1 protein-coding gene and 1 pseudogene are annotated in these 1,085 nt (G+C 65.5%); one reads left to right on the top strand and one right to left on the bottom strand.

The genetic code is table 11. From position 1 onward, the window contains the following. On the bottom strand, positions 1-707 hold a 707-nt coding region (locus tag A5771_RS16475), incomplete at its 3' end, for a PE-PPE domain-containing protein (protein ID WP_064856266.1). Positions 708-882: 175 nt separating this feature from the next. On the opposite strand from A5771_RS16475, the pseudogene A5771_RS16470 reads away from it, so the two are divergent. After that, positions 883-1,085 (top strand): annotated as a pseudogene (locus tag A5771_RS16470) (PE-PPE domain-containing protein); the annotation flags it as partial.

The raw sequence follows: 1,085 nt of genomic DNA, 5'->3' as shown, positions 1-1,085 counted from the left end.
AACACCAGGTACATGACGTGCTCGTAGAACAAACCGAGCTCAGAGGTGGACGTGGGGTCGGTGACCGGATCTCCGGGGATCGTGTAATCGGTTACCGCGAACCAGTTGTTCGGGGTCTGGACACCCGACAGCAGAGCAGTGTCGAAGAAGTCGGAGGAGGAAACCCCGCCCATACCCTCCGACGCGGTGTCGGCACCGACCGGATTGCCGATGAACACGAAATGCAGCAACTGCGGGTCGACGCCGTCGTGTTCCAGCTGGGCCATGGCGATCGAACCGGCCGTGGCGCCCTGCGACCAGCCGAACACCCACAGCGGGTTGTCGGCATCGTAGGCGTCGGGGTTGGCGTTGAGTTCGGCGTGCACCGCCCGCACGATCTCGGCCGCCCCGACGAAACTGCTGTGGCCCTGCTGGACCAGCGCCGGGGTGGACAGGATCCGCAGCGGCGCGTCGCAGTCGCCGACACCGACCACGCACGCGGCTGGATCGTCGCCGACGTCGAAACCGAGCGGGTGAAGGAACAGGTCGGCCGCGGTTTGGGCGAAGGTCGGCGACGGAGTGGACAAAATCGTCGGGCCGACGAAGAACGCGGTGTCGGCCAACAGGGCCACTTCGGCGAGCGTCGTCTGGATGACCGGGGTTCCAGCGACGCCGGCGGCGATGACGCCCGCGACGGCGACCGGAGCGAAAACTTTGGTTACGTTCATTGCGACACACCTTGAACTTATGTAAGAGCTCGCCGACGGGACACGCTGATAATGGCATTCTCGCGCGACGAGAGTCAACGGACGCGGGGACTATGCCTGGCCAGCCCGCTGGCGGCGTTGACTTCCGCCAAGCGGCCCTGCCATGATCGCCCTCAGGCAATCTTTAGCTTCTGCGGTGAAGGGACGGGCCCGGATGCTCAACAAGGTCTTCGCGCCGATCGCGATTGCCGGCACCGTGGCAGGCGGTGTGCTTGCCGCCGCGCCGGTCCACGCCACCAATGCCGCCGTCAAACTGCTCGCTGACACCGCGTTCTTCGTCGGCCCGACGATTTTGTCCACTCCGTCGCCGACCTTCGCCCAAACCGCGGCCGACCTGTT

This window comes from Mycolicibacter sinensis (assembly GCF_001667375.1).
GTDB classification, from domain to species: Bacteria; Actinomycetota; Actinomycetes; order Mycobacteriales; family Mycobacteriaceae; genus Mycobacterium; species Mycobacterium sinense_A.
The sequence above is the reverse complement of the archived record's forward strand: the minus strand, read 5'-3'. Positions and strand labels throughout refer to the sequence as shown.